This window comes from Pseudomonas sp. FBCC-B545 (assembly GCF_059134095.1).
On sequence record NZ_CP101441.1, the window covers coordinates 6,002,642 to 6,015,345 of the forward strand.

General features: G+C 62.0%; 13 protein-coding genes. 8 read left to right on the forward strand and 5 right to left on the reverse strand.

The window, feature by feature from the left end; genetic code table 11:
• Positions 1 to 106: 106 nt before the first annotated feature.
• Complete coding sequence (locus NMB39_RS27600) at positions 107 to 1,714, forward strand: alkaline phosphatase family protein (RefSeq protein ID WP_057024798.1); 1,608 nt, start codon at positions 107 to 109, stop codon at positions 1,712 to 1,714.
• A 123-nt stretch (positions 1,715 to 1,837) separates the two neighbouring features.
• Here NMB39_RS27600 and NMB39_RS27605 read toward each other — a convergent pair whose 3' ends face one another.
• Positions 1,838 to 2,743 carry a TauD/TfdA dioxygenase family protein gene (locus NMB39_RS27605; RefSeq protein WP_057024799.1) on the reverse strand — a complete coding sequence of 302 codons (906 nt, stop codon included), beginning with the start codon at positions 2,741 to 2,743 and terminating at the stop codon, positions 1,838 to 1,840.
• Positions 2,744 to 2,925: 182 nt separating this feature from the next.
• Here NMB39_RS27605 and NMB39_RS27610 point away from each other — a divergent pair, with 182 nt between their 5' ends.
• A complete protein-coding gene (locus NMB39_RS27610; RefSeq protein WP_494339804.1) occupies positions 2,926 to 3,846 on the forward strand; it encodes a LysR family transcriptional regulator in 921 nt (306 codons plus the stop codon).
• A 103-nt stretch (positions 3,847 to 3,949) separates the two neighbouring features.
• Here NMB39_RS27610 and NMB39_RS27615 read toward each other — a convergent pair whose 3' ends face one another.
• Positions 3,950 to 4,951: an ABC transporter substrate-binding protein gene (locus tag NMB39_RS27615; protein WP_494339803.1), complete on the reverse strand. Its 1,002-nt coding sequence runs from the start codon at positions 4,949 to 4,951 to the stop codon at positions 3,950 to 3,952.
• A 288-nt stretch (positions 4,952 to 5,239) separates the two neighbouring features.
• Between NMB39_RS27615 and NMB39_RS27620 the strand changes: the two genes are divergently transcribed.
• Entirely contained in the window at positions 5,240 to 6,838 is a 1,599-nt protein-coding gene (locus NMB39_RS27620) for an ABC transporter permease (RefSeq protein WP_494339802.1), read from the forward strand.
• Positions 6,835 to 7,650, forward strand: a complete 816-nt coding sequence (locus tag NMB39_RS27625; protein WP_046070378.1) for an ABC transporter ATP-binding protein — start codon at positions 6,835 to 6,837, stop codon at positions 7,648 to 7,650. The genes NMB39_RS27620 and NMB39_RS27625 overlap by 4 nt, the downstream gene beginning before the upstream one ends.
• Here the strand turns inward: NMB39_RS27625 and NMB39_RS27630 are convergent.
• Positions 7,637 to 8,707, reverse strand: a complete 1,071-nt coding sequence (locus NMB39_RS27630) for a fatty acid desaturase (RefSeq protein WP_494339801.1) — start codon at positions 8,705 to 8,707, stop codon at positions 7,637 to 7,639. The genes NMB39_RS27625 and NMB39_RS27630 overlap by 14 nt on opposite strands.
• A 101-nt stretch (positions 8,708 to 8,808) precedes the next feature.
• Between NMB39_RS27630 and NMB39_RS27635 the strand changes: the two genes are divergently transcribed.
• Positions 8,809 to 9,813, forward strand: a complete 1,005-nt coding sequence (locus NMB39_RS27635) for an AraC family transcriptional regulator (RefSeq protein WP_494339800.1) — start codon at positions 8,809 to 8,811, stop codon at positions 9,811 to 9,813.
• A gap of 115 nt (positions 9,814 to 9,928) precedes the next feature.
• On the opposite strand, the gene NMB39_RS27640 is transcribed toward NMB39_RS27635, so the two are convergent.
• Positions 9,929 to 10,294 (reverse strand): response regulator transcription factor, encoded by a 366-nt coding sequence (locus tag NMB39_RS27640; protein ID WP_057024804.1) that lies wholly within the window; start codon positions 10,292 to 10,294, stop codon positions 9,929 to 9,931.
• Between the two features lie 100 nt (positions 10,295 to 10,394).
• Between NMB39_RS27640 and NMB39_RS27645 the strand changes: the two genes are divergently transcribed.
• Together NMB39_RS27645 and uraH are read left to right on the forward strand one after the other, a co-directional pair.
• On the forward strand, positions 10,395 to 10,868 hold the full coding sequence (locus NMB39_RS27645; protein WP_057024805.1) for a GlcG/HbpS family heme-binding protein: 474 nt from the start codon (positions 10,395 to 10,397) through the stop codon (positions 10,866 to 10,868).
• Between the two features lie 27 nt (positions 10,869 to 10,895).
• On the forward strand, positions 10,896 to 11,306 hold the full coding sequence (gene uraH / locus NMB39_RS27650) for a hydroxyisourate hydrolase (protein ID WP_057024806.1): 411 nt from the start codon (positions 10,896 to 10,898) through the stop codon (positions 11,304 to 11,306).
• On the opposite strand, the gene NMB39_RS27655 is transcribed toward uraH, so the two are convergent.
• The gene (locus tag NMB39_RS27655) at positions 11,301 to 11,987 is read right to left on the reverse strand and encodes a Crp/Fnr family transcriptional regulator (RefSeq protein ID WP_494339799.1); all 687 of its coding nucleotides are present in this window, start codon (positions 11,985 to 11,987) and stop codon (positions 11,301 to 11,303) included. The two genes, uraH and NMB39_RS27655, sit on opposite strands and share 6 nt — an antisense overlap.
• A gap of 84 nt (positions 11,988 to 12,071) precedes the next feature.
• On the opposite strand from NMB39_RS27655, the gene NMB39_RS27660 reads away from it, so the two are divergent.
• A complete protein-coding gene (locus NMB39_RS27660) occupies positions 12,072 to 12,599 on the forward strand; it encodes an Mpo1 family 2-hydroxy fatty acid dioxygenase (protein WP_057024808.1) in 528 nt (175 codons plus the stop codon).
• Positions 12,600 to 12,704: the final 105 nt, after the last annotated feature.

A 12,704-nucleotide genomic window follows, 5' to 3' on the forward strand; every position in this document is an offset into this window, starting at 1 on the left:
GCAATACCCATGCATTCACTGCATGGAACCCAGTCCCCAAATGCACTTGCCAGCGCACCCTCCGAACGGCGAAAAAACCCACCTGTCCTCCGTTCGGTAAATTCCCATGTCTGACCCCAAACCTGTACGCAACGTGCTCTACATCATGTGCGACCAACTGCGCCGTGATTACCTGTCGTGCTACGGCCACGCCCATTTGCACACCCCCAATATCGACCGCCTGGCCGCCGCAGGTGTGCGTTTCAGCCGTGCCTATACCCAGGGCACCATCTGCGGCCCGTCACGCATGTCGGCATACACCGGGCGGTATGTCAGCAGCCATCAAGTGGCCTGGAACGCTGTGCCGCTGCCGCTGGAAGAGCTGACAATTGGCGACTACCTGCGCCCCCACGGCATCCGCACCGCACTGGTGGGCAAGACCCACGCCACGCCGAACCTGGAGGCGCTGCACCGCCTGCATATCGACCCCGACAGCGCCCAGGCCGAGCCGCTCAATGAGGTGGGCTTTGACGCGTACCTGCGCCATGACGGCATCTACCCTGACAGCCCATTGTTCGACGACAAACGCGAGTCGGCGCCCTACACCCACTACTTGCGCGAGCAAGGCTACGGTGGTCGCAACCCCTGGCATGAATGGGCCAATGCCGCCCAAGGCGAAGACGGTGAGATCCTCAGCGGCTGGCACATGCGCAACGCCGGCAAACCTGCACGGGTGGCCGAGGAACATTCGGAAACCGTCTACACCACCGACCGCGCCATCGACTTCATCAGCGAACAAGCAGAACAGCCATGGTGCCTGCACCTGTCGTATATCAAGCCGCACTGGCCCTACATCGCGCCGGCGCCGTATCACGCGCTGTACGGTGCCGAGCATATCCAGGCGCCCATTCAACCTGGGCAAACCAGCGATCACCCGGTGTACCAGGCATTCCGCCAACACCAGGAGAGCCTGAATTTCTCCCGCGACGCAGTGCGCCTCACGGTGATTCCCACCTACATGGGCCTGATCAAACAGATCGACGATCAACTCGGGCGCCTGTTTGATTTCATGCAAAGCACTGGCCGCTGGGACGACACGCTGATCGTGTTTACCAGCGACCATGGTGACTTCCTCGGCGATCATTACCTCGGTGAAAAAGAGTTTTTGCTGGAGCCCGCCGTGGGCGTGCCATTGATCGTGCGCGACCCGCGGGCCAGTGCCGATATCAGCCGTGGCAGCGTGGACGCACGCCTGGTAGAAACCATCGACGCCCTGCCCACCTTCCTCGACGCCCTGGGCCTGCCCGCCGCCGACCATCGCCTCGAAGGCCGCTCGCTGATCCCGCTGTTGCAGGGCGAGCAACCCACCTGGCGCCACTACGCCATTGCCGAATACGACTACGCCTTCCAGGCCCCGGCCCGGGAACGCCTGGCGCAGCCCATCGACCGTTGCCGCATGACCATGGTGCGCAGCGAACGCTGGAAATACCTGGCCTATGATGGCTTCCGACCGCAACTGTTCGACCTGGAAAACGACCCGCAGGAGATCAATGACCTGGGCAGCGATCCCGCCTATGCCCAGGTGCGCGAGACTCACTTGGGTTATCTGTTCGAATGGCTGCGTGGGTTGAAGCGGCGTACCACCATCAGCCACAGCGAGATCGAAGTGCGTGGCCAATGGTTTCGCTATGGTGAGCCGGAGGCGGAAAAAGTGGTGCAGATCGGGGTCTGGTAGAACGGTACAGGACTAAATGTGGGAGGGGGCTTGCTCCCGATAGCAGTGGGCCAGTCAAAGATGCTGTGACTGACACTCCGCTATCGGGAGCAAGCCCCCTCCCACATTTGAATCTGTGTCAGATTAGACTCCTTTGGTGGTCTGGCTGCGCTGCCCCTGCACACCCACCGGCACATCACCCTTGAGCGTGACCCGACGCACGATGCGCTCCTGGGTGCCATAGTCGTCCACCGCGTAATGCTGGGTGGCGCGGTTGTCCCAGATCGCCACGTCACCGGTATTCCAGCGCCAGCGTACGGTGTTTTCCAGGCGCGTGACGTGGCCTTGCAGCAGATTGAACAGCTGGGTCGACTCCGCCTGGGAATAGCCTTTGAGGCGCTTGACGAAGTGCCCCAGCAGCAAGGTTTTCTCACCGCTGACCGGGTGCACGCGTACCACCGGGTGTTCGGTTTCGTACACTGTCGAAGTGAAGACCTTGCGGTATTCCTCCAGCTTCTCTACCGCTACATCCGGCTTGCGTGCGGCGTAGTCGTACTCGTTGCTGTGCACCGCCCATAGGTGGTCAGCCAACGCACGCAGCTCGACGCTGAGGTCGTTGTAAGCGGCGGCGGTATTGGCCCAGACGGTGTCGCCGCCGGACGCTGGCGCCAGCACCGAACGCAGGATCGAAGCTTTTGGGTAGGCATCGACGAAAGTCACGTCGGTATGCCAGGAGTTGGCGCGCTGTCCACGGGTGCCATCCAATTCCATCAGAAAGCGCGTGCCGTCGCGCACCGGCACCGTAGGGTGTGCAATCGGCTCACCGAGCAGGTGGGCGAAGGCTTCCTGGCTCTGGTCGTCGAGGTGGGTTTGCTCACGGAAGAAGATCACTTTGTACTGCACCAGTGCCTGCTGGATGGCCTCGACAGTGGTGGCATCCAGGTCACCAGAGAGTTTGATGCCACGGATCTCGGCGCCGATACGCCCGGCCACCGGGTGGATGTCGAGCGCGTGGGCGATGGGTTGAACAGCTAATGCGGCGTTGCTCATTGTGATGACCCTCATGTGCCTGCTGATGGTGGAGAAGCTTTCCAGCAACGATCTATTCATATGCAATTTAGATCTAGCAAATGAATCAATGCTTCGTTGACGGAATAAGAGCTTGCATTTAAAACCTCAGCTTGCTCGGTCGCAAATGCCTTCGACCTATTTTTAAAATGCCGGGAAAGCATATGGATCTTCGCCAACTGCGCTACTTCATCGCCCTTAACGAACACCGCAGTTTCGTGCGTGCAGCGGACGCCATGGGCATCACCCAACCGGCGTTCAGCCGCAGCATCCAGGGGCTGGAACAGGAGTTCGGCTGCGTGTTGGTAGACCGCGGCCACAAGGACCTGCGCCCTACGCCGGAAGGCCAGGTGGTGTTGCAACACGCCCTGAGCCTGGTGCACGGCGCGGCGCTGCTGAGCAGTGAAGTAACGCGCATGACCAAGCTCGACGCCGGCGACCTGCGCTTCGGCTGCGGCCCGGCGCCCGCGGTAAAACTGGTACCGGATGCGGTGGCGCGGTTTATCAACGCCCACCCGAAAATCCGCACCAGCTTCCAGGTGGACAACTGGGAAACCCTCAGTCGCAGCCTGAGCCGTGAAGAGATCGAATTCTTTATCGCCGACATCCGTCAGTTCGAGGCCGACCCGAATTTCCAGACCCGCGCACTGACGCCCAAACGCGGCGTCTTTTTCTGCCGCCCCGGGCACCCGTTGCTGGCCAAGGACAGCCTGTCGACCAACGACATGTTCGACTATCCGCTGGCCTCGCCGTTGATCTCCCAAGGCATTCGCAAACTGCTGGCGAACCTCAGCGGGCGCATGGATTTCTCCCCGAGCATCCAGACCGAACACTTCCCGGCGCTGGTGAAGATCGTGCTGCAGTCCAACGCCATCGGCGTCGGCACCGAGGAAGCCTTTGCCGAGGATGTGGCCAGCGGTTCGCTGGTGCTGCTGCACTGGCGCAACCTGCCGCAGAATATGGATACCATGAGTGCGCGTTGCGGGATTGTCAGTCGCACTGGGTCGCGGTTGTCGCCGGCGGCGAAGGCGATGATTGAGACGTTGGTGGAGGTGGACAGGCAGGAGGTGAGTGTGGCGGTTTGAAGGGCCCTATCGGGGGCAAGCCCCCTCCCACATTTGATCGCGTTCACAGTTCAGTGTGGGAGGGGGCTTGCCCCCGATAGCAATCGCCCAGGCACCGATAAGCTCAAAGCCCAGCCGCCGCCAACCCAGGCGCCACCCAATCACTCACCTGAAACGAGCGACGGATCAGCTTCTCCTTCGACGCCAAATCCACCGCATCCTGCAATTTGCCCAGGAACACCGGGTCCAGGGTCGAGGGGAAAATCTCGCTGAGTTTCTGGTCTTTCAAATCATTGGTCAGGATCACCGGCGGGTAACTGGCCAGCCCCGACACAAGCGCGATATACGCCTGTTTGTTGTTGTCATCGGTCAGCCACTGCACCGCCTGCTGCTGGGCCTTGAGCAACTTGGCCACCGCGTCGGGGTGTTGGTCGACAAATTTGGCGCTGCCCACCAGCACGGCCTGGATACTGCCGGCATCGCCCAGGTCCTTGGTGGTCAGTGGTATTTCTGCCAGGCCTTTGGCTTGCAGCGCCGTCAGGGTGGAGCCTCCCCAGGTGGCGTCAATCTGCTTGGCAGCCAGGGCAGCGCTGGCGGCATTGAAGTCCAGGTTGATGACCTTGAGGTCCTTCTCACTCAAGCCCTGGCTGGCCAACGCACTGTCGAACGACAACTGGCTGGCCGTGCCGCGAAACACCGCCACGCGCTTGCCCTTGAGGTCTTGCAAGGTCTTGATACCTGAACCCGGCACCACACCGAGGTAGTGCTTGACCCTACGTGCGGTGGCGCTGAGCAGCCGCGTATCCAGGCCATTGGAACGGCCGATGATTGCCGCCAGGTCGCCCAGATAGGCGAGGTCCACCTGGCCGTTGGCGAAGGCTTCATTGATCACAGGGCCCGCGCCCTTGAAGTAATTCCACTGGATCTTGATGCCCTGTTCGGCAAAGGCTTTTTCAAAGATCTGCTGTTCACGTAACACGTCGGTGATGCCACCGCCGCTGTGCTGGCTGCCAGCGCTGAGGTCGGGCACAGCAATGCGGATTTCCTTGAGGTCAGCGGCCTGCACCAGCCCGGCCAGGGCGGTGCCGGCCAACAGGCTGATCAGATGTTTGAAGGGCAATTTCATAAGCACAGCTCCTGGTGGGCGACGGTCGCCTGGGGAGCAGAAAGTAGGCACAAGCCGTACAAAACTTTAAATACTATAAATTCACAATTTAATAGCTTTTAGGACTATGCGAGCGAATACGCAGGCTCCAAGGCGTTATGCATGAACAGCATCGAAAATATTCTTCGAATGCATTGGATGCCTGGAGGGCTGAGGCTTTAAATGATTTCTCTTATCTCGCAATCATCTTGATCACGTTTTTGTAAGATCGAAATCACATAACGTATTTGGCACCAGCGGAGGTCTTTCATGGCCCGGATTTCACTTTTGAGCCTACCTCTGGCAGCCCCGTCCAAAGGCGCCGTGCAGCGCTGGCCGCAACTGAGCGAACACCTGTTGCCCTGGCTGCTGCCGCTCGGGCTGTTTGCCCTGTGGTGGCTGGCCAGCCGCAATCACTGGATGAGCGAGCAGATCCTGCCAACCCCTGCCCTGGTGTGGAGCAGCGCCGTGGAGCTGGCCGGCGGCGAATTGTGGAGCCATCTGGCAATCAGCTTGCAACGTCTGTTCTGGGGCCTGCTGGCCGGTATCGGCGCCGGTGCGCTATTGGGCGCGAGCCTGGGGTTCAGCGCCCGCGCCGAGCGCCTGGTATTCCCTACGTTCAGCGCGTTGTCGCAAGTGCCGACCTTGGCGTGGATCCCGCTGTTCATGGTGTTTTTCGGCATTGGCGAAACTCTGAAACTGGTGGTGCTGATCAAGGCCATCGTGGTGCCCGTGACCCTGCATACCCTGGTGGGCGTGCGCGACGCCCAGCCCAACCTGCGCGAAGCCGCCCGCGTGCTGCGCTTGCCCACCCACTTGCTGATTCGCCGCCTGATCCTGCCCGCCGCGTTGCCGGCGTTCATGGCCGGGGTGCGCCTGGCCCTGGCGGCGGGCTGGACGTCGCTGCTTGCCGTGGAGTTGCTGGCCTCCAGCGAAGGCATCGGCTACCTGATGGTATGGGCACGCCAGTTGTTCATGCTCGATATCGTCTTCGTGTGCATCGTGGTCATCGGCGTGCTGGGCGTGGTGATGGATCGCGGCATCGGCTGGCTGGATCGCAAATGGGTGCACTGGCCCCATCCGGCCACAGCGCAGATCCGGCGCGGGCCACGCTATGAAGGCTGGCAACGCCTGCAACCCTGGCTGTTGCCGCTGCTGTTGCTGGCATTCTGGCAAGTGGCGACGCATCAGGGCTGGGTCGACCCGAATATCCTGGTCAGCCCCTGGGCGGTGCTGCAAACCACCATGGCCGGTGTGCTGGATGGCAGCCTGAGCGCGGCTTTAGGCAAAAGCCTCGGCCGGGCCGTGGGCGGCTTGCTGCTCGGCGGTAGCCTGGGCTTTGCCCTGGGCCTGTGGCTGGGGTTGTCGCGGCGCAGTGAGCGACTACTCGGCCCGACCTTGGCGGCGCTGCGCCAGATTGCGATTTTCGCCTGGGTGCCACTGCTCACCGCCTGGTTCGGCCTGGGTGAACTGGCCAAGTGGGTGTTTATCGCCCTCGCCGCGTTCTTCCCGTTGTTTATAGCCACCCAGCGCAGCGTGCTCAACCTGTCGCCGCAACTGCGCGAAGCCGCCCAAGTGCTGCGCCTGAACCCGTGGCAACGCCTGCGTCGCCTGGTGCTTCCGGGCGCAGCGGCGGGTATTTTCGCCGGCCTGCGCCTGAGCCTGATCTACGCCTGGATGGGCACCATCGGCGCCGAATATTTCATGCCGTCCAATGGCGGCATCGGCAGCCTGATGATCGGCGCCCAACAACTGCTGCGCATGGACCTGATCATGGGCGGCATGCTTCTGGTCGGCTTCACCGGCGCCCTCCTCAACTTGATCGGCCAACGCATCGAAACCCGCGCCACTCGCTGGAGACACGCATGAACGCACCTATTGTCAGCTTTAACCATGTGGGCAAGAGCTTCGACGTCGACGGCTTCGAACTGGAAGCCATCCGCGAATTCAACCTGGAGATTGCCGAAGGCGAGTTTGTCGCGATTGTCGGCGCCAGCGGTTGTGGCAAGTCCACCTTGCTGCGCCTGCTGGTGGGGCTCGATACGCAGTTTCGCGGCCAGATCCAGGTCGATGGCAAGGCCGTCAGCGGTATCGGCGGCGAACGCGGCATCGTGTTCCAGGAGCATCGCCTGTTTCCCTGGCTGACCGTGGCGCAAAACATCGGCCTGGGCCTGGTCAACGAGCCCCTGGACGAGGCCGAGCGTAACCGACGCATCAGCGATTTCATCGAGCTGGTGGGCCTGACTGATTTCACCCGCGCCTACCCCCACCAACTCTCCGGCGGCATGGCCCAACGAGTGGCAATTGCCCGTGGCCTGGTGGCCAGCCCGCGCATCCTGTTGCTGGACGAACCCTTCGGCGCCCTCGACGCACTGACCCGCCAGCAAATGCAGGACGAACTCCTGGCCATTCGCGCCCGCGCCAAGATCACCACGGTGCTGGTCACTCATGACGTGGAAGAAGCGATTTTCCTCGCCGACCGCGTGGTAGTGATGGAGCCCCGGCCCGGGCGCATCAAGCAGGTGGTAGAGATCGCCCTGCCCCATCCGCGCCAGCGCAGCAGTTTCGAATTCCACCAGTTACGCGAAGAACTGCTGCATGAGCTGACCAGCGACGACCACTATCAGCCGCCCGTGCGCGCACAGATCCGCGACCTGCCCCTGGCGTTCATTGCTTGCTGAAAGCGAGTTTGGCGTCCGGCTGTTCCTGGCGCTCAAACCGATTGGCTCGGGCGAAGGTGCCGAAATCATTGAAGCGCACGCCCATCTCAGCCATGACCTTATGCGCCACCCTGGTGGTCATCTGGCGGATGTAAAACGGCTCCTTCACCACAAAGTGATGGATGCCATGGGTGCTGCCGAAGTTGAAGCAGAACGCCTGCAACGGCCACAGCCACCAGGGGTTCAAGACCTGGGTCTGCTGGATCACGTTGCCCGGTTCCACATCGCCGTAGTAGTGCATGTTGGAGCTGACAAAATGCAGGCAGAACGTGCGCAACACATTGGGGCCGATGATCACCACCGCAGCGATGTCGATCACCTGCATCATCTGCAAGGTGCCGGCCGACCACATGATCGGCGCGCCCAACAGGCTGGCGATGCCGTTGGCGGCATGAAAGCCCAGGAAGACGTACCACGCGCCCCAATGCAGCAGCGCCAGCGGGGCGTACACCAGCACCACACGCTTGAGGATGCTGAGTTTATGGGCCCAGGTCTTGGCCCGCAGCATGCGGATCAAGGCCGACATCATGTTGTCGCCCACCATCAGCAAGCGCGCAAATCCCCAGGGCTCGCCATTGGTAATGGCGCGTTCTTCCATATCCGCCTCAGTGCCGGAGACCTTGTGATGGTTGAGGTGCAGATGCCGGCGTATCCACGGGTTGATCGTGCTGGGCCGCGCCAGCCACACCAGCCCCATCATCAGGTTGTGGGGCAGGCGCTGCTTGCGAAAGTACATGCTGTGGATCAGGTCGTGCTCCAACTCGTGGGTCAGTGAAGCGAAGAACGCGTTGAGCAGCAGGCACGCCCACCAGGCCAGGTGACCACTGATATAGAGCGCCGCCGAGCCGAGCATGCCGAGCAAGGCAAACGCCAGGATGCCGGCGCCCAGGGCGTCCTGATGCAGCAGCCAGGGGTGGCGCTGGCGCAATCGGGCGCCCTCGGCCAGCACCACCTCACGGACATGCGCTGAACGTTGTTGTGCGTTCATCTGTTGGGGACTTGCAGAAGTACCGTCCATGCTTCCATCCTCTTGTACATTGATGTGTCCATCCTGCCCTAAGCGATCGGGCAGGACGCTAGCCTCGGACGCCAACCTGTTGACCGCAAGCGCCAATCGCCATGACCGAACCCACTTCCCTCGCCAGTTGGACCCGCGCCCTGCGCAAGCAGCTCGACGCCCTGGGCCTGGACAGCGCCGCGCTGTGCGCCGAGGCCGGCCTCGACCCGCAGCAGATGGACGACCCCAACGCACGCTATCCGTTGTCGGCAACCACGCGCCTGTGGCAACTGGCGGTGCAGGCCAGCGGCGATCCGGCAATTGGCTTGCGGGTGTCGCGCTTTGTCAGCCCCACGACATTTCATGCGCTGGGTTATGCCCTGGTGGCCAGCGGCAGCTTGCGCGAGGTGTTCGAACGTATCGTGCGCTATCACCAAGTGGTCAGTGATGCCCTGAGCCTGGAGCTGAGCCGCCACGGCGACATCTACCACTTTCGCCTGCTCCAACCCCAAGGCAGCCCCGCGCCGGCGCTGGAGGCCATCGACGCATTCGCGGCAATCTATGTGCGCACTTGCCGCAACCGCCTGGGGCGTGACTATGCGCCGCTGGCCGTTTATCTACGGCGCCCGCAGCCTGTCGACCCCGAGCCATGGCACAAGGTGTTTCGCTCGCCAGTGTTTTTTGCCGCCGACGAAGACCGCCTGGAGTTCGCCGCCCACGACTTCGACAGTCATCTTGACGATGCCAACCCGGAGTTGGCCGAACACAACGAAACCGTGCTCAAGCGCACCCTCGCCCAACTGCAACCGTTGACCTGGGAGCGCAAGGTGCGCGCCGTCATCGAGGCGCAATTGCCCGATGGCGAGCCGAGTGCCGAACGCGTTGCCCAGGCCTTGCACCTGAGTTTGCGCAGCTTGCAGCGGCACCTGGCGGATGAAGGCTGTCGGTTTGATGCGCTGCTCAATGAGTGCCGGGAGAACCTGGCGTTGTTACACCTCAGGGATCCGCAGTGTTCGTTGGCCGAGATCAGCCATTTGCTGGGGTTTGCCGATACCAGCAGTTTCAACCGGGCGTTCAAGCGCTGGACGGGGGTGACGCCGGGGCAGTTTCGGGATGGGTTGCGGTAGGAAGGTTTTCAGTGGCTGTGATGGCCTCATCGGGGGCAAGCCCCCTCCCACACTGAACTGTGAACGCGGTCGAATGTGGGAGGGGCTTGCCCCCCGATAGCGGTCGCCCAGGCCATCAACGCCCACGATCCCGGCGTAACAACTTCCTCACCCGCGCCACCAACACCTTGGCGTCAAACGGCTTGAGCAGGTAGTCATCCTCATGCAGTTCCAACCCCCGCAACCGGTCTTCAATGCCGCCCGGCGTGGTCAGGTACAGCACCGGCGTGTCGCCCTTTTGCCGGATCGCCTGCTGCAATGTCCAGGCGTTCAAGCCCGGTAGCATCACGTCCAGGATCACCAGATCGTATTCGGCGCCTTCCACGAACCGCTGCGCCGCCATGCCGTTGGCAGCGACTTCCACTGAAAAGCCGGCCTCGCTCAGGCCTTGCGCCATGCGCTGGGCCAGTTGCGGCTGGTCTTCCACTAACAACACCTGCATGTCTTACCCCTGGGTTTGATTACAAACCTGTCATCCAATTGTGCGGCTTTTGTCGGCGTCCACTGGCTACCGTGATGGCCTGCCTTCTGGAGCCCTTCGCATGTATCGCACCGCTTTGTTCCTCAGCCTCGCCGTGGCCACCGCGGCCCAGGCCATGCCCCAACTGCCACGCCACGCCGAGCTGGATCTGCGCACCGCACGCCAACTGGCCGACGCCAGCCTGGCCCATTGCGCGGCTGCTCTGACGGTACTCGATCGCGGCGGCAACCTGTTGCTGGGCCTGCGGGCTGACGGTGTCGGCCCGCACAACAGCCTCGCCAGCCAACGCAAGGCGTACACCGCGCTGTCGACTAAAACCCCGACCCGGCTATTCGCCGAGCGTGCACGCAACAATCCCGAAGCCGCCAACCTTAACAGCTTGCCCGAGTTGCTGTTGCTCGGCGGCGGCATACCGCTGTTCGCTGACGCCGAACTGGTCGGCGCGCTGGGCATCGCCGGTGCCGGTGGCGCTGCGCAGGACGAAGCCTGCGCCGTCCAGGCTGCCGAGCAACTGGGCTTGAAAATCACCCCCTGACTTGATCGCTATCAAAAGGACTTTTCGATGAAAACCCTAAGCATGACCCTCGTCGCCCTCAGCCTGAGTGGCCTGTGCAATCTGGCCCTGGCCGCCGGCAACCCGCTGAGCGTACACGTGCTCAACCTGGAAAATGGCCTGCCTTCGGCCGGTGTCAGCGTCACCCTGGAACAACAGGTGGGCGATCAGTGGCAGGCGCTGTCCAAAGGCGTCACCAACCAGCAGGGGCGCATCGCCGAACTGTTTCCCGCCGACCGCAGCATGACGCCGGGCGAATATCGCGTGGTATTCAAGACGGGTGACTACTACAAGAAGGCCAATCGCGAGACGTTCTTCCCCGAGGTGCCGGTGATTTTCCAAGTCAAACAGGCCGACCAGCATTACCACATCCCGCTGTTGCTCAGCCCTTACGGTTTCTCCACGTATCGCGGTTCATAGGCCTGCGGCCAGGCGCAGCCGGTTGAGGTCGAGTATCTCGATGGCGCCGTAACTCAAGCCAATGATGCCCTGTTGCTCCAGCGCCTTGAGCAGACTGTTGATGGTCTGGCGCGACAGGCCGAGCATCGCCGCCAGATCCTCCTGGGGCAGTTGCAACACGCGGCGCGGAGGCTCTATTTCACCGTAGCCCTGGGCAATCATCAGCAACCGATGGGCCAGGCGCACCGATGCGGGCATCAGGCTGATCTGTTCGATATTGATCAATGACAAGCGCAGCTTATGGCTCATCAGCAGGGCCATATCGCGCCAGAACATTGGCTGCTGTTCGAGAATGTCGAGCATCGCCGCCTGCGGCACCTGCAATAGTGTGCACGCGCCTGTGGCCAGGGCGTCGTGGGTACGTGGCAGGTTGTCGAACAGGCAGATTTCGCCGAACCAATGCGGTGTTTCCACCAGGCTCAACACCGCTTCCTTGCCCTGGGCGCTGACCGCGCTGATACGCACCGCCCCTTCCAGCACCGCATACAGCCCACACGGCGGGTCGCCGCGTTTGAACAGAAACTGCCCCGCCGTCAATGAGCGCGCGCGCGCCGCGCCTAGCAGGCTACGCTGCAAGCCTGGCGGCAAGTGTTTGAACCAATGGCCGCGGGCCAAGTGCGCGTGCCATATACCTGTGTCCATGGGAAACCCCGAAGATTGTCGCCCAGTTGACAGTTAGGCACCGACTGACAGGGCATGATCAAACATCCTACAGGAGGAACAACAATGAAAAGCCTCGTCGACCACCTCAGTCAATACGCCGCGTACCATCGCGACCCGCGCAATATTGTCAGCCACTTTATCGGTATCCCATTGATCGTGGTTGCCGTGGCCGTGCTGTTGTCACGCCCCGAATGGGCGGTGGGTGGCCTGTGGGTCTCGCCAGCGGTGATCCTGGCGTTGTTCTCGGCGTGGTTCTACCTGCGCCTGGAACTGGCCCTGGGCGTGCTGATGACGGTGCTGATGGGCCTGTCGGTGTGGGCCGGGCATGGGCTGGCGGCGCAGAGCACGACGGTATGGCTGAGCAGTGGCATCGGTATGTTCGTAGTGGGTTGGGTGATTCAGTTTGTCGGGCATTACTACGAAGGCAGGAAGCCGGCGTTTGTGGACGATGTGTCGGGGCTGATTGTGGGGCCGTTGTTTGTGGTGGCGGAGTTGGCGTTTCTGGTGGGGTTGCGGCAGGACCTGCAAAAGCAGATTGAACAACGTTCAGGCCCGGTGGGACGCCGCGATCTCAAGCCAAGTGAAGTCTAAATGTGGGAGGGGCGGTGCGACGATTCGACTTGCTCCCGATGGCGGTATATCAGCTTAGAAATTTTTGGCTGACACACCGCTATCGGGAGCAAGCCCCCTCCCACA

Excerpts from the sequence above, each read along its gene's own strand:
- NMB39_RS27625 (WP_046070378.1), top strand. The coding sequence starts at position 6,835 with ATGAACGCACCTATTGTCAGCTTTAACCATGTGGGCAAGAGCTTCGAC.
- uraH (WP_057024806.1), top strand. The coding sequence starts at position 10,896 with ATGAAAACCCTAAGCATGACCCTCGTCGCCCTCAGCCTGAGTGGCCTG.
- NMB39_RS27630 (WP_494339801.1), bottom strand. The coding sequence starts at position 8,707 with ATGGACGGTACTTCTGCAAGTCCCCAACAGATGAACGCACAACAACGT.
- NMB39_RS27605 (WP_057024799.1), bottom strand. The coding sequence starts at position 2,743 with ATGAGCAACGCCGCATTAGCTGTTCAACCCATCGCCCACGCGCTCGAC.
- NMB39_RS27660 (WP_057024808.1), top strand. The coding sequence starts at position 12,072 with ATGAAAAGCCTCGTCGACCACCTCAGTCAATACGCCGCGTACCATCGC.
- NMB39_RS27635 (WP_494339800.1), top strand. The coding sequence starts at position 8,809 with ATGACCGAACCCACTTCCCTCGCCAGTTGGACCCGCGCCCTGCGCAAG.
- NMB39_RS27610 (WP_494339804.1), top strand. The coding sequence starts at position 2,926 with ATGGATCTTCGCCAACTGCGCTACTTCATCGCCCTTAACGAACACCGC.
- NMB39_RS27645 (WP_057024805.1), top strand. The coding sequence starts at position 10,395 with ATGTATCGCACCGCTTTGTTCCTCAGCCTCGCCGTGGCCACCGCGGCC.
- NMB39_RS27615 (WP_494339803.1), bottom strand. The coding sequence starts at position 4,951 with ATGAAATTGCCCTTCAAACATCTGATCAGCCTGTTGGCCGGCACCGCC.
- NMB39_RS27655 (WP_494339799.1), bottom strand. The coding sequence starts at position 11,987 with ATGGACACAGGTATATGGCACGCGCACTTGGCCCGCGGCCATTGGTTC.
- NMB39_RS27600 (WP_057024798.1), top strand. The coding sequence starts at position 107 with ATGTCTGACCCCAAACCTGTACGCAACGTGCTCTACATCATGTGCGAC.
- NMB39_RS27620 (WP_494339802.1), top strand. The coding sequence starts at position 5,240 with ATGGCCCGGATTTCACTTTTGAGCCTACCTCTGGCAGCCCCGTCCAAA.
- NMB39_RS27640 (WP_057024804.1), bottom strand. The coding sequence starts at position 10,294 with ATGCAGGTGTTGTTAGTGGAAGACCAGCCGCAACTGGCCCAGCGCATG.